Annotated in this window: 23 protein-coding genes and 2 tRNA genes; 12 read left to right on the top strand and 13 right to left on the bottom strand. The window is 32.6% G+C overall.

The window, feature by feature from the left end; translation table 11 throughout:
- Positions 1–85: 85 nt before the first annotated feature.
- The 4 genes from BXU10_RS11030 to map form a co-directional block, all read right to left on the bottom strand.
- Complete coding sequence (locus BXU10_RS11030) at positions 86–859, bottom strand: class I SAM-dependent methyltransferase (RefSeq protein ID WP_078227379.1); 774 nt, start codon at positions 857–859, stop codon at positions 86–88.
- Positions 859–1,377, bottom strand: coding sequence for a hypothetical protein (locus BXU10_RS11035; RefSeq protein WP_078227380.1), 519 nt, complete (start codon positions 1,375–1,377; stop codon positions 859–861). The genes BXU10_RS11030 and BXU10_RS11035 overlap by 1 nt, the downstream gene beginning before the upstream one ends.
- The gene (locus tag BXU10_RS11040) at positions 1,367–2,599 is read right to left on the bottom strand and encodes an AAA family ATPase (RefSeq protein WP_078227381.1); all 1,233 of its coding nucleotides are present in this window, start codon (positions 2,597–2,599) and stop codon (positions 1,367–1,369) included. The genes BXU10_RS11035 and BXU10_RS11040 overlap by 11 nt, the downstream gene beginning before the upstream one ends.
- Before the next feature lie 122 nt (positions 2,600–2,721).
- On the bottom strand, positions 2,722–3,540 hold the full coding sequence (gene map / locus BXU10_RS11045; protein ID WP_031454550.1) for a type I methionyl aminopeptidase: 819 nt from the start codon (positions 3,538–3,540) through the stop codon (positions 2,722–2,724).
- A gap of 187 nt (positions 3,541–3,727) precedes the next feature.
- On the opposite strand from map, the gene BXU10_RS11050 reads away from it, so the two are divergent.
- Complete coding sequence (locus BXU10_RS11050) at positions 3,728–4,981, top strand: DUF445 domain-containing protein (protein WP_078227382.1); 1,254 nt, start codon at positions 3,728–3,730, stop codon at positions 4,979–4,981.
- Positions 4,982–5,042: 61 nt separating this feature from the next.
- Here BXU10_RS11050 and gpmI read toward each other — a convergent pair whose 3' ends face one another.
- On the bottom strand, positions 5,043–6,560 hold the full coding sequence (gene gpmI / locus BXU10_RS11055; protein WP_078227383.1) for a 2,3-bisphosphoglycerate-independent phosphoglycerate mutase: 1,518 nt from the start codon (positions 6,558–6,560) through the stop codon (positions 5,043–5,045).
- 481 nt (positions 6,561–7,041) lie between these two features.
- Between gpmI and BXU10_RS11060 the strand changes: the two genes are divergently transcribed.
- A complete protein-coding gene (locus tag BXU10_RS11060; RefSeq protein WP_078227384.1) occupies positions 7,042–7,761 on the top strand; it encodes a murein L,D-transpeptidase catalytic domain family protein in 720 nt (239 codons plus the stop codon).
- Here BXU10_RS11060 and BXU10_RS11065 read toward each other — a convergent pair.
- A complete protein-coding gene (locus tag BXU10_RS11065; protein ID WP_078227385.1) occupies positions 7,750–9,333 on the bottom strand; it encodes a murein L,D-transpeptidase in 1,584 nt (527 codons plus the stop codon). The two genes, BXU10_RS11060 and BXU10_RS11065, sit on opposite strands and share 12 nt — an antisense overlap.
- A gap of 1 nt (position 9,334) precedes the next feature.
- Positions 9,335–9,772: a GNAT family N-acetyltransferase gene (locus BXU10_RS11070; protein WP_078227386.1), complete on the bottom strand. Its 438-nt coding sequence runs from the start codon at positions 9,770–9,772 to the stop codon at positions 9,335–9,337.
- A gap of 135 nt (positions 9,773–9,907) precedes the next feature.
- Here BXU10_RS11070 and BXU10_RS11075 point away from each other — a divergent pair.
- Both BXU10_RS11075 and BXU10_RS11080 read left to right on the top strand, forming a co-directional pair.
- A tRNA-Gly gene (locus BXU10_RS11075) sits at positions 9,908–9,980 on the top strand.
- A gap of 92 nt (positions 9,981–10,072) precedes the next feature.
- Positions 10,073–10,145 (top strand) — tRNA-Gly (locus BXU10_RS11080).
- A gap of 46 nt (positions 10,146–10,191) precedes the next feature.
- Here BXU10_RS11080 and pepE read toward each other — a convergent pair.
- A complete protein-coding gene (gene pepE / locus BXU10_RS11085; protein WP_078227387.1) occupies positions 10,192–10,899 on the bottom strand; it encodes a dipeptidase PepE in 708 nt (235 codons plus the stop codon).
- 162 nt (positions 10,900–11,061) lie between these two features.
- Here pepE and BXU10_RS11090 point away from each other — a divergent pair, with 162 nt between their 5' ends.
- The 7 genes from BXU10_RS11090 to BXU10_RS11120 all read left to right on the top strand — a co-directional run bounded on the left by BXU10_RS11090 (position 11,062) and on the right by BXU10_RS11120 (position 17,114).
- Positions 11,062–11,829 carry a hypothetical protein gene (locus BXU10_RS11090; RefSeq protein WP_078227973.1) on the top strand — a complete coding sequence of 256 codons (768 nt, stop codon included), beginning with the start codon at positions 11,062–11,064 and terminating at the stop codon, positions 11,827–11,829.
- Positions 11,816–12,541 (top strand): carboxypeptidase-like regulatory domain-containing protein, encoded by a 726-nt coding sequence (locus tag BXU10_RS11095; RefSeq protein ID WP_078227972.1) that lies wholly within the window; start codon positions 11,816–11,818, stop codon positions 12,539–12,541. The genes BXU10_RS11090 and BXU10_RS11095 overlap by 14 nt, the downstream gene beginning before the upstream one ends.
- Positions 12,531–13,286, top strand: a complete 756-nt coding sequence (locus tag BXU10_RS11100; protein ID WP_078227388.1) for a hypothetical protein — start codon at positions 12,531–12,533, stop codon at positions 13,284–13,286. The genes BXU10_RS11095 and BXU10_RS11100 overlap by 11 nt, the downstream gene beginning before the upstream one ends.
- Positions 13,283–13,789 (top strand): DUF6702 family protein, encoded by a 507-nt coding sequence (locus BXU10_RS11105; protein ID WP_078227389.1) that lies wholly within the window; start codon positions 13,283–13,285, stop codon positions 13,787–13,789. Before BXU10_RS11100 ends, BXU10_RS11105 begins: the two co-directional genes overlap by 4 nt.
- 64 nt (positions 13,790–13,853) lie before the next feature.
- Positions 13,854–16,097: a M1 family metallopeptidase gene (locus BXU10_RS11110; protein WP_078227390.1), complete on the top strand. Its 2,244-nt coding sequence runs from the start codon at positions 13,854–13,856 to the stop codon at positions 16,095–16,097.
- A 104-nt stretch (positions 16,098–16,201) separates the two neighbouring features.
- The gene (locus BXU10_RS11115) at positions 16,202–16,549 is read left to right on the top strand and encodes a twin-arginine translocase TatA/TatE family subunit (protein ID WP_031454562.1); all 348 of its coding nucleotides are present in this window, start codon (positions 16,202–16,204) and stop codon (positions 16,547–16,549) included.
- Position 16,550: 1 nt separating this feature from the next.
- Positions 16,551–17,114 carry a phosphatase PAP2 family protein gene (locus BXU10_RS11120; RefSeq protein WP_078227391.1) on the top strand — a complete coding sequence of 188 codons (564 nt, stop codon included), beginning with the start codon at positions 16,551–16,553 and terminating at the stop codon, positions 17,112–17,114.
- 184 nt (positions 17,115–17,298) lie between these two features.
- Here the strand turns inward: BXU10_RS11120 and BXU10_RS11125 are convergent, their stop codons facing one another.
- From BXU10_RS11125 to BXU10_RS11145, 5 genes are all read right to left on the bottom strand, one after another.
- A complete protein-coding gene (locus BXU10_RS11125) occupies positions 17,299–17,766 on the bottom strand; it encodes a hypothetical protein (RefSeq protein ID WP_078227392.1) in 468 nt (155 codons plus the stop codon).
- A gap of 135 nt (positions 17,767–17,901) precedes the next feature.
- The gene (locus tag BXU10_RS11130) at positions 17,902–18,624 is read right to left on the bottom strand and encodes a phytanoyl-CoA dioxygenase family protein (RefSeq protein WP_078227393.1); all 723 of its coding nucleotides are present in this window, start codon (positions 18,622–18,624) and stop codon (positions 17,902–17,904) included.
- 69 nt (positions 18,625–18,693) lie between these two features.
- The gene (locus BXU10_RS11135; protein ID WP_078227394.1) at positions 18,694–19,335 is read right to left on the bottom strand and encodes an O-methyltransferase; all 642 of its coding nucleotides are present in this window, start codon (positions 19,333–19,335) and stop codon (positions 18,694–18,696) included.
- 109 nt (positions 19,336–19,444) lie between these two features.
- The gene (locus BXU10_RS11140; protein ID WP_031454566.1) at positions 19,445–19,798 is read right to left on the bottom strand and encodes a hypothetical protein; all 354 of its coding nucleotides are present in this window, start codon (positions 19,796–19,798) and stop codon (positions 19,445–19,447) included.
- A 302-nt stretch (positions 19,799–20,100) separates the two neighbouring features.
- Positions 20,101–20,697, bottom strand: a complete 597-nt coding sequence (locus tag BXU10_RS11145) for a YceI family protein (RefSeq protein ID WP_078227395.1) — start codon at positions 20,695–20,697, stop codon at positions 20,101–20,103.
- A gap of 423 nt (positions 20,698–21,120) precedes the next feature.
- Between BXU10_RS11145 and rlmN the strand changes: the two genes are divergently transcribed.
- Positions 21,121–22,164 (top strand): 23S rRNA (adenine(2503)-C(2))-methyltransferase RlmN, encoded by a 1,044-nt coding sequence (gene rlmN / locus BXU10_RS11150; RefSeq protein WP_031454568.1) that lies wholly within the window; start codon positions 21,121–21,123, stop codon positions 22,162–22,164.
- The last annotated feature ends 66 nt before the right edge of the window (positions 22,165–22,230 follow it).

The following is a 22,230-nucleotide window of genomic DNA, read 5'->3' on the forward strand; positions in this document are numbered from 1 at the left end:
GCTAAAAAAAAGCGTTTTCAAATTATTTCTATTTTGAAAACGCTTTTTTAAATGAACTTATATCACTTATATGGTGAAAAAAAAATTAGTTTTCCTGTTTAAAGCAAAGCGGAATAATTTCGCCTTTTGCCAAACAGTATTTCTCAACCAACTCTGGTGCAATTTTATTCGTGTAATCTTCTTCGATAACAATAAAACCTATACTTCTCAGTTTATCGAAATAATCGCGCCCATACACACGAACGTGATCGTATTGTCCGAAGATTTTAGCACGCTCTTTTTGATCTGTAATCGAATCGTCTGCAAACGTAACTTCGCGGGATAAATCCTGTGGAATTTGCAAAACTGCCATTCCGCCTGGTTTTAAAACTCGGAATAATTCCTGCATCGCTTTGGTATCGTCCGGAATATGTTCTAAAACGTGATTACACAAAATAACGTCATATTCATTGTCTTTGAAAGGCAAATTACAAATGTCTGCTTTTACATCTGCCAAAGGCGAAAGTAGATCGGTTGTTGTATAATCCAGATTTTTCTGCTTGCGGAATCTTTTGTAAAATGCCTGTTCCGGAGCAAAATGCAATACTTTTTTCGGTGCTGTAAAAAAATCGGTCTGATCGTTTAAATACAGCCAAAGCAAACGGTGTCTTTCTAGAGAAAGTGTGCTTGGCGAAAGCACATTATTACGTTGTTTTCCATATCCGTAAGGCAAAAACGACTTAAAGCTTTTTCCGTCAATAGGATCGGTAAATTTGCTTCCTCTTAACGATAAAGCTAAAATTGGTCGCACCACATAACTCAAACGAATTAATAATGGGCGGGGGATTGTATTAAGTACTAATTTAAATAATTTTTTCATTAGATTCTAAATATTCTTTGAAATCGATCGTTGTCAATCACTTTTAGTTTTGAAAATAGGTGTTTGTATTCAGATGTTAATTCTCTCTCTACTGCTGAAAAAGTAACTTTAGCTGCTGGACTAGAATTTGTGTTGTAAACAAAATATATTTGAAAAATACTATTAGGGAAACACATGTTTTCAGTAAAACCCTTGTTGTATATATAATTGTAAAATGATATTATACTTTCTGTTGCTTTTAGTCTAAAATCAATTTTCTTGATACCACCACTTTTAAATTCAACAAAAATTACTTTTTCGTCTTTAAAATAAACAGTATCTGACGTTTTTATCGTTTTATTAATTTCATCAAAATCAAAGCTAAGTTTTGTTGAGTTTATAAGAGATTTAGTGATTGTAATTTCTTCTTCTATATTGTTTATTATGGTTTTTTCTTTTATTTCGTACCATGAGATTTCTTTTAATGTTTTCTTAAGTACATAGTTCTCAAAATGTTCTTGAATATCATTAAACCTCATCGTTTATGTCTTGGATTTTATAAAATGCTTCAGAAATTGAGCTTAAAATAGGAGATATGTCTTTCGTTACATCGATAATACTTGAGGATAACCCATCTTCATTTTTTTTAGAGAAATAAAAATTAGTAGATTTCTCATGATTATATTTTTTTGAATATGCTTCAATGGCTTCTATAAAATATGGACTATGTGAAGTTAGTAACATTGGAATGTCAAAATCTTTTGAAAGTTTTACAAGGATTTCTGCGTATTTTACTTGCCAAGTTGGATGTAGATGAACTTCAGGCTCGTCAATTATTAATAAAGTTCTATTGTTTAATCTATTATTTTTTAATAATAATTGAATCAGCCCAAAACTTTTTATACCAACAGCAGTATTTTTAATGTTTAAATCTTGTTTGTTTTTTTTATATCTTACTCCTTGGAGTAAATCTATAGTAATTTCTCCATTAATTATTTCAGAAATTTCTTTGTATATTTTAGAATAATCTGATGTAGTATTTGTTAATGGATTTGATAAAGATTTTGCTAGTTCTTCTTGTCTATTTCTCGAGTAAAGTTGTGCGCCGTCTTTCCCAACAAATCTTTGTAAGGATTCATCTACGATTGATGGGCTTTCAATAAAGTAGACATCTTTCAAATATGTTTCTAAATTATTATCTAGATTTATAAATATAAAGTCTCTATCCTTATACCATTGTTCAATTGTAGCATTGCCTTCTAAATCTTCAATTTCAATTTTTGAAATTGTTTCAGAAGTTTTAAATACGTTGTGAAGTGTTGCTATTTCTGATCGAAGCCAATTTGTTATTTCATCTTTCTTTTGTTCAATTGTATTGAAGTCAACATAGAAATATTTTTTTAGCATTCTCAGAGAGTCTGAAAGGGCTTTTCTTGAATCCTCGTTTATTGATTCAAGTTGTATTGTTTTTTCAATTTTTTCAAGCCATTCAGAACTGATTTCTTTTATTTGAAATTCTGTAATATCTATGGATTCATTTTTTTTTAATTCTTTTAAAATGTCTTGATATCTATATATAACTCGACTATTTTTTTCATCTTGAAAAAGATTAATATTTTGGTTGAATCCTTTAATTATAGAGTATAAAACTTTTCCAACAGTACTTTTTCCAGAGTCATTTTGACCTGCAATAAGAGTAATCCCCTCAATGTTAATGTTTACTTCTTCAATAATTCCAATATTTTGGAGTTTTATTTTCATTAGATACTATATTTTTATAAAAGTAGTTATTTTTAAATTTAATAAATTAAAAATATTATTCTCTACTAAAATATTAGTGTTATGTATTAGTAAATGGTCTCTGTGAATCTCTGTGGAATAACTTATAAAACTAAAGGCACTTTTCTAAATTCATCTTCTTCATTGCTTTCGATTCCTAATGCTTTGTAAATGTAATAGAAAGTCGATAAAATTTCCGGCTTTCCGTCAATTAAAGCAACATCATGTTCGAAATGGGCACTTGGTTTACCGTCAGCAGTCAGGATTGTCCAGCCATCTTTAAGCTGTTTGATATTTTTTGTCCCCATGTTGATCATAGGTTCAATGGCAACCACCATTCCTTCAACGAAAAGTTTTCCTCTTCCTTTTTTACCATAATTCGGCATTTCCGGAGCTTCATGCATTTTTTGACCTAATCCGTGTCCAACTAATTCACGGACAACTCCGTATCCGTGAGATTCAGTATATTTTTGAATGGCATTTCCAACATCTTCAACACGGTTTCCGGCTTTAAATTCCCTGATTCCTACGTAAAGAGATTCTTTGGTTACCTGCAAAAGCTTTTTGGTTTCCGGTGCAACTTCTCCAATTTCAAAACTATAGGCATGATCTCCATGATATCCATTTTTGAAAGCACCGCAATCTACAGAAATAACATCACCATTCTGTAAAGGCGTATTATTCGGAATTCCGTGAACAACCTGAGCATTCGGACTCATGCAAAGCGAATTCGGAAAATCGTACAAACCAAGAAAGCTTGGAACAGCACCGTGATCGCGAATGAATTCCTCGGCTAATTTGTCAAGATATAATGTAGTGACTCCTTCTTTGATTTCAGAAGCAATCATTCCTAATGTTTTCGATACGATCAAAGCGCTTTCGCGCATTAATTCTATTTCCTCACGGGTTTTTTGGATAATCATATTTTTCAGATTTTCAGTTCGCAAAAGTACAATTTTAATCTTATTTTTTTTAAGTTGATTTTGAAATTAATTAGAACTGAAATTTCAATAATTTATCTAAAAATCAAAGTTTCTTTTCAATTCTAACATTTTTTTAAAAGAGCATTTCAGAAAAAAGACATAAATTAGTAGTAAAACCTTATTAATCATGAAAACTATTACAGATCAGGATATTGATAAAGTAAACGCTCTTAGGAAAATGAAGCGAAATGCTTTGGCACTTTTGGGCGTGGCAGTTCTGTTGTTTATAATTGCCATTTATTTTAAAATCCCTATGCTGCAGGCGTTTAGCGAAGCAGCAATGGTGGGCGGAATTGCGGATTGGTTTGCAGTTGTAGCCTTGTTTCGCCATCCGATGGGAATTCCGATTTGGCATACGGCAATTATTCCGACCAAAAAAAATGAGATTGGTGAAAATCTCGGCAATTTTGTTTCTGAAGAATTTCTGAATCGTGAAAAGCTGGAAATTAAGTTAGATGAATTCAATTTTGCCTCTAAAGCATCTGATTGGCTTTCGCAGGATGAAAATGCCAATAAAGTTGCAGATGCTATAACTCTAAATATTATTCCGGGGGTTTTAAAAACGATAAAAGATGAAGATATAAAGCGATTCATTCAGGTACAGTTTAAAGAAAAACTTGAAGCAATTAATTTCGGAGACTGGGTGGCGCTGGCATTTGAACCTTTGCAAAAAGGGAATGTAAAAGACCAATTATTGAATAATCTTCTTGAAGTGATGAGTGCCGAATTAAGCGAAAATAAAGACTTAATTAGAAAGAAAGTAAAACAATCTACCCCTTTTTTGAGTTTTGGCCTTGCTGATAAAAGCATTTCGGAAGGTATTTTTAATGGCTTGCAGGAGTTTCTTGATGAAGCCAAAAATCCGGAGAGCGCAGTTAGAATTAAAATAGATGAATACATTTCTGATTTCCTGAATAAGGTAAAGAACTCGGAAGAAATGCGAATCAAAATCAATAATCTGATTGTTGGTTTTGCCGGAAAAACAGAAGTTCAGGATTACATTAACGGGATCTGGGATGAAATAAAATTATCAATTACAAATGATTTAGAGAAAGGTGAGGAATCTTCAATCCGAAAAAACATTGCCGGTTTGATTCAGAATTTTGGAAACGGACTCAAAGAAGATTCGACAATGGTTGATAAAATCAATAATTTTATTAAAAACGATTTGCTTTCTGTTCTTCTGAATAATAAAAAGGTAATTGGGGATTTAATTTCTTCAACTGTGAAAAGTTGGGATGGAAAAGAGGTTTCTGAAAAATTAGAACTTGAAATCGGAAAAGACCTTCAGTACATCAGAATCAACGGAACTTTAGTGGGCGGATTTATCGGACTTATAATATATGGAGTTGAATGTACCTACCATTATTTTGTAATGTAAATAAAAGCAAAGAGAGACAAATCCTAAAACTTGTCTCTCTTCTATTAAAAAAAGTGGTTTTCTATAGTAATGAATGACAAGTCATTGCTTCAGGCTGTGGAACACCCATCAATTCTAAAATAGTAGGGGCAATATCGCCTAAAACACCATTTTGGATGTTTTTTAACTCCTTGTCAACCAAAATAATCGGCACCGGATTTGTTGTGTGCGCTGTATTTGGGCTTCCATCAGGGTTGATCATCGTTTCGCAGTTACCGTGATCGGCAATTACAATGGTGGTGTAATTGTTTTCAAGAGCAGTTTCAATAACTTGTTTTGCGCAGGCATCAACAGCCTCACAAGCTTTAATTGCTGCTTCCATGATTCCGGTATGTCCAACCATATCACCGTTAGCAAAGTTTAAACAAACAAAATCTACTTCACCTTTGTTTAATTCAGGAACAAGGGCATCTGTTAATTCATATGCACTCATTTCAGGCTGTAAATCGTAAGTGGCCACTTTTGGAGAATTTCTTAAAATACGTGATTCTCCTTCAAAAGGTACTTCTCTTCCTCCGGAAAAGAAAAAAGTTACGTGCGGATATTTTTCTGTTTCAGCAATTCGAATTTGTTTCTTGCCGGCTTTTTCTAAAACTTCACCAAGGGTTTCAGTGATATTATCTTTATTGTAAACAACTTTTACATTTAAATAAGTTTCGTCATAGTTGGTAAGCGTAACATAATACAAGTTCAATTTGTGCATGTTCTGCTCGTGGAAATCTTGTTGAGAAAGGGCTTCTGTAAGTTCACGGCCTCTGTCGGTTCTGAAATTGAAGAAAATCACAACATCGCCTTCGACAATTGTTGCTAATGGTTTTTCTTCTTCATCAACCATTACGATTGGTGCAATAAATTCATCGGTTACATCTTTTGAATAGCTTTCAAGAATACTCGCGACAGCATTTTTTGACGGAGTTCCTATTGCATTTACAACCAAATCATAAGCCAGTTTTACACGCTCCCAGCGTTTATCACGGTCCATTGCATAATAACGTCCAACAATTGAGGCGATTTTTACAGTAGTATCTTTAATATGGTTTTCTAAATCCTGAATATATTTGGCACCTGATTTTGGATCGACATCACGTCCGTCTGTAAAGGCGTGAACGAATACATTTTCTAAACCATATTCCTGAGAAGCGTCGATAAGCCCGCGTAAGTGTGAGGTATGAGAGTGTACGCCTCCATCAGATACTAATCCTAAAAAGTGTACTTTTTTATTGTTTTCTTTAGCATAAGTAAAAGCATCAACCAAAACTTGCTCTTTGGCAAGTGTCTGATGTGCTACTGCTAAATTTATTTTGGCTAAATCCTGATAAACGATTCTTCCGGCACCCAGGTTCATATGTCCAACTTCGCTGTTTCCCATTTGTCCTTCGGGTAAGCCAACGTTTAATCCGTCGGTACGAAGTTGTGCGCTTGGGTAATTTTGGTAAAGGCTATTTATAAAAGGAACATTTGCATTGTCTATTGCAGATACTTTAGGGTCAGGAGATTTTCCCCAACCGTCTAAAATCATAAGGATTACTTTTTTATTCATGGTTTTTAGTTTTTGGCAAAGATAAACCATTTATAAAACAGGCAAGAAACGATTGTGACAATTATGTTTTATAAAATGAACAGTGCAAAAAAATAATAATTTAATTGAAGAAAGCTTTGTTTTTTAAAATTAATGCAGACAGGTTTGAGATTCTGTAGTAGTTGAATAGTATTTTATGTTAACTAAATAGTTTTAGTGATTTATACGTTTTTTAGATACAAAAATATTACTAAGGTTTTGATTTCATATTAATTAGGTTTTAAAAACAATTCAATTTGTTTTTAAAATAATGAATTATGTTTATGAAACAAGGTAAATTCCTGCAAAAAAAAATGATATATTTAGCTTAATTTAACTTTTTTTGCGATTTAGTGTTAAAGTTTGAACAAATATCACCTAATTTAGTGATATTAATTTTTGTAATTACAAATAAAGTATAAATTTGTCAAACCTCAAAAGAAGTGTAATCTAAACGAAATCAATGATTTATAAGATTTATCCCGCAATTTTATTTTTGTTTTTGTCTTTTGGTACAGATACTAAAAATAACACTGAAGCTAAAGAAGTAACAGTACGCAACATTGCTAAAGTTGAAAAACTGGCTATTGATGCGAAGATTGAAAATATTTATAACACATTAAATACGAATAGTTTTATTCTTCCTGAACTAAAAACTTTTACGGAAGCCTTGAAAGGTTTTTACTTATTGAAAGAAAAAGGTTTTATTCAAAAAGATATTTTAACTCTGGTTGATTTTAGTTTGTCATCAAACTTAAAACGTCTGTGGGTTATTGATTTATCGACCCATACTATTTTATTTCAATCTCTTGTAGCGCACGGCAGAAATACCGGTGAAGAGTTTGCTTCAGCATTTTCAAATGTTAGTTCATCTTTTAAAAGCAGCTTAGGGTTTTATAGTACCGGAGAAATTTATCAGGGAAAACATGGTATTTCATTACGCTTAGATGGTTTAGAAAAAGGAATAAATGATCAGGCTCGTAACAGAGGCGTTGTCATGCATGGAGCCGATTATGTTTCTGAATCGTTTATCAGAGATCACAAAAGATTAGGAAGAAGTCAGGGATGTCCGGCAATTCCCGTTGAAATGACAGATGAAATTATTCAGGCCATAAAGGGTAAATCATGTTTGTATATCTATCACCCTTCGCGAAGTTTTCCTATGGAGCAACTAATTTCGTAATTTAGAATACAAATCTTCATCGAGATCATAAACATCATATCTGAAAATCAATTGATTTTTTCTACTCCAGGCAGTCCAATACCATTGATATAATTTATATTTTTTGGTAATCTTAATGCTTGTTGTTTTTTTACGGGCAATTATGGTGTCAATTTTATCTTTTGACCAGTTTTTAGAATCATCTAAAATATGCTGTGCCAATTCTAATGGGTTTTCAACACGTACGCAGCCGGAACTCAAAGAACGATTACTTCTTTCGAAATAATTTCGGTGATTGGTGTCGTGTAAGTAAACACTATAATTGTTAGGAAACATAATTTTTATTAATCCAAGTGAGTTATAATAACCTGGTTTTTGAATATACCTGTAGCTGCGGGGTTTATTTATGTTCCAGTTTGCAGGATCGACTTCGTGTCCGGCGCTATCATAAATGGTGATGTTTTTGTTTTTCAAATAATTTCTGTTTCGTTTCATTGCAGGAACCACATCTTCCTTTAAAATAGTAGGAGGAACAGTCCATGTTGGATTAAAAACGATGCTTTTAAGAGTAGAGGTTAAAACCGGTGTTTTTCTTTTACTGGTTCCAACAACAACATTTCTAACAGCAGTTGTATCCTTATTTTCTACAACATGCAAACTAAAATCAGGAATGTTTACTATAAAATAATTTTCAGCAAATTCATTCGGATACCATCTCCAGCGCTCTAAATTGGCAATAATCTGATGTTTTCTTTTTTCTTTAGAAAAGTTTAGGTGATGAATAGTGCTGGCTCCAATGACACCATCCGGAACTAAACCGTGACGGGATTGGAATTTTTTCATAGATTCAAATGTTTTATTGTCGTAGATAGCCGTTAAGCTGTCTTTACCTGACATATCATTCCAATATAAAAGTCTTTTTTTAATATTGATTAATGCGCGATTAGTATCATGCAGTACTATTTTTTCTTTTGATTCAATAGTACTAATAGGGTCGTCAGGAAAACTATTGATAAGTTTTAAGGCTTTTAGTAATTGTTTATAAGTTTCCGATTTAGGCTGGATATTTTTAACTAAACTATCCAAAGTATTGTGATTGAAACTTTTTACTAATGCAGTGTTAATGTCTAAATCCTTGTCTTCAAGTGCCCAGTCCCGATATAAAAATTTGGGGTTTAGTTTTCCTTCGTATAAATGGGTAACATATTTTTCAAAATTATGAGTCAGCAGCAAATCATATTCGGCTAGTTGTTTGCTGCTTAATTTATTGATTTGATTCTCGTAAACATCCATTTTCTTTACGCGATAATCATTTGGATTTAAACCTAAATCTTCTGATTTTTTTAGTTGCGATAAAATATAAGTTCTTTTTTTTAGATTTCCCCAAATGGTTTTATTGTCAGATGAAAGATAAAATTGTTTTAATGTTTCACTTTTATAAGCGTTTATAAGTGCAGTATCTATGTCAACAGTTCTTGCATCTGTAATTACTATGGCAGGTAAAGCTTTTTTTATTTTTGGAAGTGCGTCTTTTTGGTTCTTTTTGCAGCTTATAAAGAAACACAGTATCAACAGAAAGTAAAGTTTATTCATTTTATATTTTTTTGTACATTAAATAATGTTCTCCAATATTTGGGATTTCAAACGGATTTCCCTTGATTTTATATCCCAGTTTTTTATAGAATCCAACAGCGACTGTTCTTGCATTAAACCATATCAAATCGAATTGGTTTGATATACAATATTCTTCACAATGTATTATTAGTTTCTCTCCAAAACCTTTTTTTTGGTGTGATTCTAAAATAGCCATTCCACGAATTTGGACCTGAAAAATTTCTGCAAAGATAGGATTGCTTTTTAGGAATAACGAAATTATTCCTGTTAAATTTGAATTTTTAAATAATCCGAAGTGATGTGTTGTTTCTAAATCATCCCCATCAAAAATGCAGGTTTCGATGGATTTTTCTTTTCGAAGTACAGGATGTCTTACAATAATGGCTTCCTGTGCAGATATTTCTTTAATTAATGTCATGTTCTGAATAAAAAAACAAAGCTATAACATTTTAATTTTAAATAGATTACTAAAAATAGTGATTTTTAATTTATTTTTTTTCAAAAAAAGCTTGTTTTAAACCTTACTTATTTTTTATATTTGCACCACAGTAATGCGAAAGTAGCTCAGTTGGTAGAGCTCCAGCCTTCCAAGCTGGTTGTCGCGAGTTCGAGCCTCGTCTTTCGCTCTAATCAAAACTTAGGTTTAGATTTAAAATGTAAATAATTTGTTTTTTATTTTTTTAAAAGATTTATTTTTTTATATTTGCACCCTGTTAATGCGAAAGTAGCTCAGTTGGTAGAGCTCCAGCCTTCCAAGCTGGTTGTCGCGAGTTCGAGCCTCGTCTTTCGCTCTTCGAAATCCTCAAACAATTTGTTTGAGGATTTTTTGTTTTTAGGTTATTTTAAATTACTAAGGTCGCTTTCGGGATTTAACTCAGTTGGCTGTTGATTCTGTAGAAATAAACGGGCTGATAGATTTCCTTTTAAAGTAATTTTTTCTCCTTTTACTTCAAGCCAGCTGCCTTCTCTTAATCCTAAAACCGGAATAGTATTAAAAGCATGAAACTCTTTTATTCTTGTTTCGCGGGTTTCTCCCATGTGTTTGGATTGTAAATCAGGATCTAAATAATGAGGGTTTAGATTAAAAGGAATTAATCCTAATGTCTGAAAACTAGGAGGGTATACTATAGGCATGTCGTTTGTGGTTTGCATTGAAAGACCGCAAATATTGCTTCCGGCACTGGTTCCTAAATAAGGTATTCCGTTTTTTACCGTTTCAGAAAGAATCTGCATAATATTATTTCTGTATAATTGAGTAACCAGTAAAAAAGTATTTCCTCCTCCAGTAAATATTCCTTCAGCGTTTTTTAAAGCTGTTTCAGGATCTTCAAATTCATGAATTCCTTTTACTGAAATGTTGATAGTTTGAAAAACTGAAGCTGCTTTTTGAGTATATTCATCATGCGAAATTCCGCCAGGACGGGCATAGGGGATGAATAAGATAGTTGAACAATTTTTAAAATGCGATTGCAATACAGGTAGCAAATATTCTAAATAACGGCCTTCATGTAGTGTAGAGGTGCTTGCAATAATGATGTTTTTCATAAAATTAGAAACTCTGATTGTTTAAGGATAAAGGTATTGAAAAGCCTGTTCTGTTGTTAAAAGCCTTTTTAAATTAACATATTTTTACCATGCTGTTAGTATTAAATTTGGAACACATTAGGATATTTTTACATTTTTAAGAGTAATTCTAATTTTTTGATTTTGATTGATAAAATTATCTGTTTAGTAGTAGTGTTTTTGAGTCAGGTTGTTTGGTCTCAGAATCAGGAACGTATTGTTTTAAACGGAAGGATTAATTCAAACACAAATGATTTGGAAGGAGTATATGTGGTGAATGCGCAAACTGAAGTAATGGTAACAACTACTGCAGATGGATCATTTTCTATAAAGGCCAGAAGTGGAGATACACTTGTTTTTTCGTCAATTCAATTTAAGGAAAACCGGGTGCTATTGACGCCTGAAAATTTTTCAGACCTTAATTATACTGTAAAATTAAATCTCCTCATGTATCAATTGCAGGAGGTAATTGTAAAACGATACGATAATATTAATGCTGTTGCTTTGGGTATTATTCCTTCGGGACAAAAAAGCTATACAGAGGCTGAGAGAAAGTTGCACACAGCTACGGCATTAAATCCTACTGCAAATGCAGGAACAATGGCTGGAGGTTCTATTTCTGTTGATCCTTTATTGAATTTCTTTTCAGGGCGCACGGCAATGTTGAAAAAGGAAGTTGCTGTAGAGAAAAAAGAGTCTTACATGCGGCTTTTAGAAAATTTATTTACATTGGATCATTTTGTAAACAAACTAAAAATTCCTCTTGAATATGTAAAAGGATTTGAGTATTATGTGGTAGAAAATGATAAATTTACAGCTATTTTAAATTCTAAAAATAAAACTTCGACAGAATTTTTATTAGGAGAATTGGCTGTTAAATACAAAGAGATAATTGCTATTGAAAACAAATAATACCTTATATATAATCTTGTTTTTTTTTGTTCAAATTTGTCTTGGGCAAAATAAAGTTTCAAGAGAAATTTTTGGACAAATTTTTGAGCAGTCTACTTCTGTGGAGGGTGTAAATATTATTAATAATAACACACAAATTACTACTGTTTCAGATGTAAATGGAATGTTTTCTATTGTGGTAAAATCAGGAGATGTTCTGGTTTTTTCATCAGTAAATTTAGAGCCTTTAAAGCGCCGCATTACTGCTGATGATATAAATTCAAGTTCGCTTGTAATAAAAATGACAGCAAAACAAATTGAGCTAAAAGAAGTAGTTGTAAATGATAATGCTAATATCACAGCTGAAAATCTCGGGATTATTCCACATGGACAAAAAAAATACACTCCGGCTGAAAGAAAGCTTCGTACAGCAACATCGACTTCTGTTGATAAAGTAATAAATGCAATTTCTGGAAGAACTAAGATGTTAAAAAAGGAGGTTAAAGTTGAGAAAAAAGAAACCCTTTTTAAGAAGTTGGAATATCTTTTTGAGGAAGCATATTACACGGATCGTCTTAAAATTCCGTTAGAACATATAAAAGGATTTCAGCTTTACTGTGTGGATAATCCTGAATTTGCTGTATCTTTGGATACTAAGAACAAAACAATGAGTATGTTTTTGATAACTCGTTTGGCGCAGGAATATCTAACAATTATAGAGTATGAAAAATAAATTAGGAATATTTGTACTGTGTTTGTTTTGTCAATTTGTAGTGGGACAAACTAATTCGAGAAAAACTTTACACGGCCAGGTAGTTAACAGTTCTCTTCCAATAGAGACAGGTTATGTGATGAATATAAATGCTAAAATAAGAACTTACATTGGTCCAAAAGGATTGTTTGATCTTTTAGCAAGACCAAAAGACACTCTATTGTTTACGGGTTTGGCGTTTCAGTCTAAAAAAATTGTTTTAACAGAAAAAGACTGTGCGGAAACGCTTTTATTTATCCCTTTAGATTTAGTCAATATTGAGTTAAAAGAAGTTTTGGTTCATAAAGACTTAAAAATTAATTCTTTGGATGGTGGTTCGCAGCGTTTTGTTGATATGCAATTTGAAGACGACAAACAATCAACTGCTAAAAACACGGCAATGTATTCAAATCAGACGATTAAATACGGAACTGATTTTGTCCGAATTTTTAAAGATGTTAAAAAGCTGCTTCGAAAAGATAAAGAAGTTGAAGAGGAAGTGATAAGTGACATCGCTTTTGTTGAATATTCGAAAGATAATTTTACACCTGATTTTTATATAAAGACATTAGGGCTGAAAGAAGATGAAATCGATTTGTTTTTGATGTACTGTTCGAATGATTCAGAGTCTAAAAGACATTTAAAAACAGATCAAAAATTTGAACTGATGGATTTTATGATTAATAAAAATAAAGATTTCAAAAAGGTTGTGGTGAAACAGAAATGAAAAAGAATCTCCTTTATTCCTTAATTGGAATATTATTTTTATCCCTGTCTGCATTTGCATTCCATAAATTCTACATGGGAGTTTTTCAGGTTAGTTATTCGACTGAAAAAAAAATGATTCAAATTACCTCTAGAATATTTGTTGATGATCTGAATAAGGGGATAGAAAAAAAATACAATAAAAAGACCTTTCTGGCTACTGATAAGGAAACTCAGGCTGATATTGATTTATTAAAAAGATACCTTTCAGAAAATTTTAATATAAAAATAAATGGTCAGCTAAAACCTATTACTTTTTTATCAAAAGAACTCGAATCCGATGATGTTTTGGTTTGTTATTCCAGAATTACTGCTGTAGAGAAATTTAAAGTATTAGAAATTTCAAATACAGTTTTAGTTGATTGGAATGCTGAACAGCAAAACATTACACATATTTCAGCATATGGAACTAAAAGAAGTGTGCTTTTTACAGAATCTTCAAAGAAAGAAGTGTTAAAGTATTAATGAACGGGTAAAATTGTTGTTTTAATTCCTATTTTCACGGCTTCAAAAACTCCAAAAAATATTTATGAAAAGACTTTCATTACTATTGCTTTTTCCTGCTGTGCTAATGGCTCAGGAGAAAAATACCACTGTTGCTCCAAAACAACAGGGAAAGTATGATACAAACAAGTTTAGCCAGATGTATGACTTGATGGCTACGCCAAATATGTTTCGTACGGCATCAGGAGCCCCGGGTCCTGCTTATTATCAACAGCAGGCAGACTACAAGATTGATATTGATCTGGATGATAAAAACTCAAGATTAAGCGGATCTGAAACGATTACTTACACAAATAATTCACCTGACAGTTTAGAGTATTTATGGATTCAACTGGATCAAAATCAGGCTAAAGCCAATACACAATCTGCTTTGGCCGAAGGAGAGAAAATTAATCAGGTCTTGCCTTTGGAGGGTTTTTCGGGTAAATATCTAAAGAAAGATTTAGAACGCGGTTTTAATATCGAATATGTAAAAGACGCTAAAGGAAATCCGATGTCCTACACCATCAATGAAACCATGATGCGTATTAATCTGGTTTCGCCTTTAAAACATGGAGAAAAGATTTCATTGTCTGTAAAATGGTGGTATAACATCAATAATTACAGAAAAGAAGGCGGACGTTCCGGTTATGAGTTGTTTGAAAAAGACGGTAATAAATTATATGTAATAGCCCAGTTTTATCCAAGAATGGCAGTTTACAATGACGTTGAAGGATGGCAAAATATGCAATTTTGGGGAAGCGGGGAATTTGCACTTCCTTTTGGAAATTTTGATGTAAATATTACAGTTCCTGCTGATCATATTATTGATGCTACGGGAGAATTGACCAACAGAGCTGAAGTTTTTACGGCAGAACAGGTAAAACGTTATGAACAGGCTCAAAAATCATTTGATAAACCGGTTGTAATTGTTACACAGGCAGAAGCAGAAGCTGCTGAAAAAGGTTTCTCTGAAAAGAAAAAAACATGGAAGTTCAGTGCAAAAAACGTACGTGATTTTGGAATTGCCTCTTCAAGAAAATTCATTTACGATGCAATGGCTGTAAAATTGGGTGGAAAAATAGTAATGGCTGAATCTGTTTATCCAAAAGAAGCAAACCCGCTTTGGGGAGAAACTTCAACTATGACAGTTGCCCATACTTTAAAAAGTTATTCGTCACATACATTTGATTATCCATATCCAAAAGCAGTATCCGTTTCTGCAGAAGATCAGGGAATGGAATATCCTATGATTTGCTGGAATTTTGGTCGTCCTGACGAAAATGGTGTAACAAGCAAAGAAGTAAAAAACGGAATGATTGGTGTTGTAATCCACGAAGTTGGGCACACTTTCTTTCCGATGATTGTAAATTCTGATGAACGTCAGTGGACCTGGATGGATGAGGGTTTAAATTCATTTTTAGAATATCTGGCGGAACAGGAATTGGATCCAAAGTTCCCTTCAAGACGCGGACCTGCAAAAAATATTGTTCCGTACATGAGCGGAGACCAGAAGTTTTTGGAACCCATTATGTCTAATTCTGAAACCATTCATCAATTTGGGAATAATGCGTACGGAAAACCGGCTACAGGACTTAATATTTTAAGAGAAGTAGTGATGGGAAGAGAATTGTTTGATTATGCTTTTAAAACCTATGCAAACAGATGGAAATTTAAACATCCAACTCCGGAAGATTTCTTCAGAACGATGGAAGATGCTTCTGCAGTAGATTTAGACTGGTTTTGGAGAGGGTGGTTTTATTCAACTGACTTTGTAGATATCGGAATCAAAGAGGTAAAGCAATATTATGTTTCAGAAACTCCAACTGCAGATATCAAAGATGTCAAAGTTAGAAAAGGACGTTTCGGGTACGAAAAAGGACCTTTTGTTTATTTAGTGGCAGGTGATAATACAGAAGTAGAGGAATCTAAGAAAAAGGCTTTAAAAGTAGAAGATTTTAAGCCTTTGGCTGATTATGTAGATCAGACTTTTACGGCAGAGGAAAAAGCAAGCATTAAATCGCCTAAATATTTCTACGAAGTAGAATTCAATAAACCAGGCGGAATGATTATGCCAATTTTGGTTGAAATTACCTATGAAGACGGTACAAAAGACAATTATCAGTATCCTGCACAAATATGGAGAAAAGGCAATGAATCAGCCAAAAAAGTGTATGCAACTGAAAAACCTGTCAAAAGCATTCAGATAGACCCGAAATTATTGACCGCTGATATTGATGTAACCAACAACTCTTGGCCAAAAATCGAGCAAAAGTCAAAATTTGATTAAATATAAAATTAGAAAGACTCTGAAAAGAGTCTTTTTTTTTTAAGTAAATTTTAAAACACCTGCCTGTAAAATTTAATATCTTTGTGACACAAAAAATAAAAGATATGTTTGGTATAGGAGGAGGAGAATTAGTTTTTATACTTTTTATAGTACTAATGCTTTTTGGATCAGATAAAGTGCCTGAAATTGCCCGTACAATGGGTAAAGCGATGGCGCAGTTAAAAAATGCAACAAATGATATTAAAAGCGAAATTCAAAAAGGGGCTGAAGCAAATGGTCTTGATGCAAAATCGCTTTCAGATATAACAGGTAATATCAACGCTCAAATTAATGATGCCAAATCTAATTTATTAGGTGATACAACAAATTTATTGGGCGACACAGCTACAGAAATTGACAAAGTAAAAGAAGATATTGATTCCATCGCAGGACCTGTAAAACGTCAAAGATAATATGCTTAAAAAAATACAAGAATTAGATACTCATTTATTAGTTTATCTTAACAGTTTAGGTTCTGAAACATACGATAATTTCTGGCTGATTATTACAAGTCAGTTAAATTGGACTCCCGTTTTTTTATTAATGTTTTATCTTATTTATAGAAAAATTGGAGGAAAACAAACCTTGTATTTATTGCTTTTTATAGCAGTTTTGATTGCTTTTACAGATCAGACAACCAATCTTTTTAAAAACACTTTTCAGCGTTTACGACCTTGCAATAATCCTGAAATCAACACAATTATCAGGGTAGTGCAATCCCGAAAATCGTATAGTTTTTTCTCTGGGCATGCTGCTAACACAATGGCTGTGGCTACGTTTTTATTTCTGGTTTTAAAACGCCATTTCAAATACCTTGGGTTTCTGTTTTTATGGCCATTAATCTTCGCCTATAGCCGTATCTATTTAGGTTTGCATTACCCGGGAGACATTCTGACTGGCTATTTCTTTGGAGCTTTGTTTGGATTTTTGATGTTCAAAGTATATCAAAATTTAAAACCAAAATACTTTCCGGGATAATACTTATTGTCATCCTGAGCGTAGTCGAAAGAAGGAACTGATTCCGGCTGTCCGCTATATCTTTTGAGCCAAACCCTGGCACAAAAGGATTTCACTTCCATCCGGGCTAGGGCACTCGTTTTCAAAAAGAAATTTTTAAAAACAGATGTAATTATTAAATATACCTGTTTTTAAAAATACTTTCTTAGAAATTAAATTCTTCTAATTCTATTGCTTCGTCAAAATAAGCCTTAAACTTTTTAGATAATTCTCCATCTTTAAATTTTACAATTGTAAAAGAACTATCCCAAGCGGTAATTTCGCAGGATGAGTTTTCAACCTGAAATTTGTCATTAATCCAAACATCATCATTTCCTTCTGCAAATGGAGGGTTTTTTATATCAAATATTGGCTCTTCAGTTTTTTTTACGGCAGATATTACACCCCATATGATTTGAGAATCTGTTTTAACTATTTTTTTTAAATTTTCAGGTGTTATTATTGAATAATCATCTTCCAGATCAATTGGTAATTGCTGTTTTGAAAAATTTATAATGTCTAAGTCAGACATCACCCAATTAAATTCGGAAATGTTTATCCATGATGAATTTAAAAGATCATTTAAGTTTGTGTGGCAGTATAATTTTTCTGTATTTCTTATTATCCAATTCAAAATTTATTTTTTTACATAGATGAATGATTCAAACATTTAAATATTCTCTATAAATTTGACTTACCGCAAGATCTTCGTGAATTAGGAAATAGAAAACAAATCTAAACTCTCGGATTATAATTTAAAAAGAAAACATTAGTTCAAAAGAACCGTTTTCTCGCTCCATTCCAATCCATCAAAAAGTTCCTGCTTGCTGAATTCAATATGAATAACTCTTCTTCGTTCGTTGTTTGTAGTTTTATTTGAAGCATGAAACAGCAAAGGTTTCATAATCATAATACCACCTTTTTCAACTTCGCAGATAGTTTCCTTTTCGTTTTCGAAATCAAGCTTTTCAATTCTTAAAATTCCTTTTGAATGTGAATTATTGATGACTTTCAAAGCACCATTATCTTTTGTGGTTTTGTCAATGTGAATTCTGATAGTGAAATTATTTTCAAGAATTGCTGCAGGAGGCTGAACCGCAAACTGATTTTGTTTTACAGTCCAGTTTTCAAAATTCTCAACCTCAATTTTTTTATTGACAGAAATAGTCAGGTCCTGATGGTAGGCAACAAACCAGTTCGATTTTTCGGGTTTGTCAAAATAAATGGATTTGGTTATAAAATAGCCTTTTCCAAAAGCAGTTTCTATAATTTTCTGTAATTTTTGATTGAATATAAAAGGTAAAGTCTCAGGAATTTCTTTATGAAATTGCCTTACAGCAAATAAATCCTGAGATTTTCTGAAAGTATCATTTTCTGGATTATTTTCCGTTGTGTTTTCAATTAAAGAAATTATTTTTTGAATTTCCTCTTCGTTGTAAACATTATCAATAATTGTAAATCCGTCAGTGTTTATTTGATGTAAATTCTTCATTTTAAATTTTGAAATATCACGTTTATTACGAAAAAATCTTAGAAACTTAGCGTCTCAGAATCTTAAAATTTACAAAACCCTGCTGACTGTCAATCCATCGCGAATTGGTAATAAAACCGTTTCTACTCTTGGGTCATTTTTCAAAAGTAAATTATATTCTAAAAGTATTTTGGTGCTTACATCATTTGGATGTACCGGTTCCAGGATTTTTCCGCTCCATAAAACATTATCAGACAAAATGATTCCGCCCTTATTCATTTTAGGAACAATCATTTCCCAGTAATTAATGTAGTTTTCTTTGTCGGCATCAATAAAAACCAAGTCAAATTTTACATCCAGAGTCGGAATAATATCGATTGCTTCACCCAAATGCTGAAAAATTTGTGCACCCCATGGTGATGCATCAAAATATTTACGCTGAAAATCAATGAGTTCTTCTTTGATGTCAATGGTATGAAGCTGTCCGTTTTCCTGCATTCCTTCACACAAACACAAAGCGGCATAACCCGTATAAGTTCCAATTTCTAAAATATTCACCGGTCGGATCAATTTAGACAACATACTTAAAACACGCCCCTGAAAATGCCCGCTTAACATTCTTGGCAAAAGGATTTTCTGGTACGTTTCTTTATTAAGTTTCGCTAACAATTCCGGTTCGTTTTCAGAATGCTGTTCAATATAATCTTCTAAGTCTTGTGAGATAAAATGCATTGCGTAGTGTATTCAAATTTGGCTGTAAAAATACAAAATATAAGCTCACTTTTGGTCATAAAAAAACCATCCGTAAAGTGGATGGTTTTAATGTTGAATTCTGATGAAATTATTTTTTCAAGGCTTCATTTACTTCTTTAGCAGTTTTCACTGTTCCGTCTTTAGCAGCTTTAGCAGCAGCTTCTACTTTTTCAGCACCTTTTTTAGTAGCATCTTTTACATCTTCTATCGTTTCCTTGGTTTTTTCTTTTGCTTCCTCAGTAGCTGCTTTTGCTTTATCAGCTGCATTTTCTGCTTTTACAACAGCACTGTCTTTTACTTCTTCAATATCTGTTGTTAATGAGTCTACTTTGTTTCCAAGAGTTAATTCCTCTTCAGGTTTAGTTGCTTTTTTGTCTTCACAAGACTGAACACCGAATGCTAACAAAGCGATAACTGCTAAACTTAAAATTTGTTTTTTCATGATAATTTAATTTTTTAAAATTGATAATATATAAAGGGTATAAAGCTGAAAAAATAAAAGTACAAATTTTAAAATTAAGCGCTCTTTGTAAGATTATTTTCCTATCGAGTGCAAGACAATTCCCGTGCCAAAATTTATTTTTTTAGGCATGCTATTGATTTTTTTTAAAGAAAAATATTTTTACGACTGTATCTAATTCAAAACAGCAGGAAAGCAAAACGGAGTCAAAGCCTTTTTGGATAAAAAGCCTTCGACTCCGTTCATTTTTGAAAGTAGTAAATATAGTTTACTTCAATCAGGATTTATTTAATTACTAAGACATTTTCGCTTTGTGTATAATCATTTAAAGTAATATTAAAAAGGATAGTCAGATCTTTTCCTGTTCTCACAACTCCAAGTGCTGCCGTTGGAGGAGATATTCCAAAATCAGCAAAAGTAATTTGGTTAGAACCTCTTAAAACAAAATTCCCATTAACAGCCGTTACGTTTACCTGCGTTCTGTACTCTTTGCTGATACCAGAAATGGTATAAGTACCGGTTAGATTCCAAACGGTTTCATTTACTTTATCAGCAGATTTTAAAATATACTTAATGTTTTTGTGTGCTTTTGTGTCTAAAGCTTCATAAGCCACGTCATCCATACTTGATTTGCCGCTTTTTAAACTTTCTGCAGGTAATATAATCGTTAAACTGTTTATATCGGTTAGTTTAGAATCTTTAACCGTTAAATTGGCAGTGCCTGTTCCTTCTGTAGATTTCATTACCCAATCGTGAACAGTAGAAGTACCCGCGACTTCAAATTTTGATTTTGTATTTACCGTATAATTTTTTTGAGCATTGGTGTAAAATGTAATTCCTAAACAGATAACTGTTAGAAAAAAAGATTTGAGAGTTTTCATTTTTTATTGATTTATTTTGTTAATCATTTAATTAAGGGAATGATGTTTTAATAGTCTAATGAAATCTTATGTCAACAATCATCTCCTTAATTCTTGTATCAAATTTATTGTGAATACAAAGCATATTTGATGATAAAAATCATAGATAAAATTGTTTTAAAAGACTATAATAATAGTAGGTACAATCTTTTATTACTAAAATGAGCTCTGATTAAAAGGTTTAAAATTTGTATCTGTTTGAAATTTAACAACTTGTTGGTGATGCTAATTGCGATGTCTGAATATTTTGGATTTGGTATATAAAGTCTTTTATTTGGACAAAATAATTGAGAATTTCCTAAAATAACTTTAAAAATTGGGCTTTACCGGCAAGAATGACTCAAAAAAGCATTTAAAAAGAACAAAAGTGATTAAATTTGCACCATGCAAATCGAGAAAAAAGATATAAGAGCCTTATCAAAAGATCAGTTACGTGAGTTTTTTGTCGCTAATAATGACAAAGCTTTTCGCGGGAATCAGGTTTATGAATGGTTATGGAGTAAAGGAGCACATAGTTTTGATGATATGACCAATGTAGCAAAACCTACAAGGGCGATGCTTGAAAATAATTTTGTAATCAATCATATTAAGGTTGATACGATGCAGCGAAGCAGTGATGGAACTGTAAAAAATGCTGTTCGGCTGCATGATGGTTTGGTGGTAGAATCAGTTTTGATTCCTACCGAAACCAGAACAACAGCTTGTGTTTCCAGTCAGGTAGGCTGCAGTCTGGATTGCAACTTTTGCGCAACTGCACGATTAAAACGTATGCGAAATCTGGAACCGGGCGAAATTTACGATCAGGTTGTCGCAATCGATAAAGAAAGCCGTCTGTATCATAATCATCCGCTTTCGAATATTGTTTTTATGGGAATGGGGGAGCCTTTAATGAATTATAACAATGTAATTAAGGCTATTGATATGATTACCTCTACAGAAGGTTTAGGAATGTCGCCAAAACGTATTATGGTTTCCACATCCGGAATCCCAAAAATGATTAAAAAAATGGCCGATGATGATGTGAAATTCAAATTGGCAGTTTCCCTGCATTCTGCAATCGATGAAATTCGTGCGCGAATTATGCCTTTTAGTCAAAATTTCCCGTTAAAGGATTTGCGTGAAGCTTTGGAATACTGGTACAGAAAAACCAAAAGCAAAATTTCGTACGAGTATGTGGTCTGGAAAGGAATCAATGATGATAAAGCTTCAGTTGATGCCTTGGTTAAGTTTTGCAAATATGTACCCTGCAAAGTAAATTTAATAGAATACAACCCAATTGATGATGGTGAATTTCAGCAGGCTTCAGAAGAATCAATCATGGCGTATATTAAAGCATTGGAGAATATTGGAGTAGTGGTAAAAGTACGCCGCAGCCGTGGAAAAGATATTGATGCTGCTTGCGGACAATTGGCAAATAAAGAAGGTTAAATGTTATATAAATTTACTTCCAAAAGTAGTTTTCAAGTGCCAGATTTATTTTCAAAGTAGTATATT

The organism is Flavobacterium sp. LM4, assembly GCF_002017935.1.
Lineage (GTDB): Bacteria > Bacteroidota > Bacteroidia > Flavobacteriales > Flavobacteriaceae > Flavobacterium > Flavobacterium chungangense.